This window comes from Rhodococcus sp. (in: high G+C Gram-positive bacteria) (assembly GCF_049286785.1).
GTDB lineage: Bacteria > Actinomycetota > Actinomycetes > Mycobacteriales > Mycobacteriaceae > Rhodococcus_F.
This window is the reverse complement of the sequence record NZ_JBAQEO010000344.1, coordinates 1-1,555: the sequence shown is the minus strand read 5'-3', so window position 1 is coordinate 1,555 and position 1,555 is coordinate 1. Positions and strand designations below refer to the sequence as shown.

3 protein-coding genes are annotated in these 1,555 nt (G+C 64.8%); all 3 read right to left on the bottom strand.

Annotated features, from left to right (window positions below; all coding sequences use genetic code 11):
* Positions 1-72 precede the first annotated feature (72 nt).
* Positions 73-663, bottom strand: a complete 591-nt coding sequence (locus WAW17_RS13005; RefSeq protein WP_422333379.1) for a hypothetical protein — start codon at positions 661-663, stop codon at positions 73-75.
* A 2-nt stretch (positions 664-665) separates the two neighbouring features.
* Complete coding sequence (locus tag WAW17_RS13000) at positions 666-896, bottom strand: hypothetical protein (RefSeq protein WP_422333378.1); 231 nt, start codon at positions 894-896, stop codon at positions 666-668.
* Between the two features lie 2 nt (positions 897-898).
* Positions 899-1,555, bottom strand: a 657-nt coding sequence (locus tag WAW17_RS12995; RefSeq protein ID WP_422333377.1) for a hypothetical protein, incomplete at its 5' end; no start/stop codon positions are given.

Genomic DNA, 1,555 nt, shown 5'->3' with positions numbered 1-1,555 from the left:
GGGCGATACCGCGGTCACGCTGCTCGGCTGGTGTTCCGGTGTGGCGCTCTCTGGCGCGCTCGAGTCCGGTGCTCATGGTCGCTCCTCGCGATCGAGCTTCTCGACCCAAGCGACTGCGACAGCGGCGACCTGGATCAGCTCCGCCCGGAGCTTGGCCGGATCGGATTCAGCGAACGCTTCGAATACCTCCTCTTCGAGAATGTCCCGGTAGGAGACCAATCCGAGCGCAGCGGCCGCCTGGCAACGCTCACGCGCTGCATCGGCATGCTTCTGATACCCGGGCCCGGTGCCGTCGTGGTGGTTCTGTTCGCCCCACTTCTCATCCTGGCGCTGACGTTCGTCGATGATGTCGTTCAGGATCTTGAGCGGTGTCGTCATGGTCATTCCACCGCTTCGTAGGTGGCGGCGAAGATGTCCGGCTTGCACGGGTAGAAACTCGCCTTGCACTCCGCGAATGATCCAGTCGCCTGGGTTCGCCGCCATGGTCCCCTCGAGTGTGGTTACGAGCATGAGTGGGTGCCGGTAGGTGAACACCTCATCGACGGTGAGGGTGCCGGTGTTCTGTACCTTCCACCACTCAACGATGTCCAGGTACGAGTCCATGTCGGTGAACTGCATGGCTTCGATCTCGACGGGCTTCTTCCGGAACCTCTGTGCAGTCATGCTCACTCCTCGATGGCTGGTGCGGTGTAGGTGTGCGACTTGACCGGAAGGCAGATCGGGTCATCTACTCGTCCGCAGACCTTGCAGTCGGCCCAGATGTACGAGCGGAATCCGTAATAGCTGTCGATCGGATCCCAGATGTCCTCGCCACCTACTGCGGAGTCCTTCACGAATCGACGGCATCCGGCGCATTGCCAGCGGGTCTCGTCATATACATAGACTTCACTGCTCATGCTCACTCCTCGATTTCGTTGATGGCGCTGGCCAGGCGTGTGCAGTGGCCTTCGTTGATGTAGGCGCTGTCGTGGCGGCCGTCGACCAGGTAGCCGCGCGCCCACTGCGCTGCCTCGCCGGTGCGCCGCCATGCGCCGCGGTCCCACGGTCGGAGTAGCGCGTTCTGCCATTGCTCGGCGGTCAGGCGCCGGCGGACGCCGTCGAACCACACGCGCATGTCGACGAGGGACAGGGAGCTGGTGAAGTCGGCGATGTCGCGCAGTCGGTTACCCGCGGGGAGCGAGGTGATCGGGTCGCCCCATGCCGCCACTGACAGCACTGGCATACCGCGGATCGGCCGTTGTCCCGCGATGCCGTAGCCGCCGGGGTTGGGGAACAGGCCGCAGCCATCCTCGCGGAACGGGTCCGAGATCAGTCCGACCCCGCGCACGTCGAGTCCGGGATGTTCACCCCGGCCAATCTCGGCCGCCACGTTGCCGGCCAACGCCGCACCGCCCGAGTAACCCAGCAGGACGACCGGGTTCGGGTCGCGCCGGATCGCGTCCAGCAGCAACGCCCGGCCACTGCGCAGCGACGTGTCGAACGACGAGCCGAGAGGGGCAGGGACTACGCCATACTCGGCTCGCCAGTGGACGTCCTTCACGACGAACCGTTTCGG

Bases quoted from the DNA above. Each gene is read 5' to 3' on its own strand.
- WAW17_RS13005 (WP_422333379.1), bottom strand. From the start codon at position 663: ATGACTGCACAGAGGTTCCGGAAGAAGCCCGTCGAGATCGAAGCCATG.
- WAW17_RS13000 (WP_422333378.1), bottom strand. From the start codon at position 896: ATGAGCAGTGAAGTCTATGTATATGACGAGACCCGCTGGCAATGCGCC.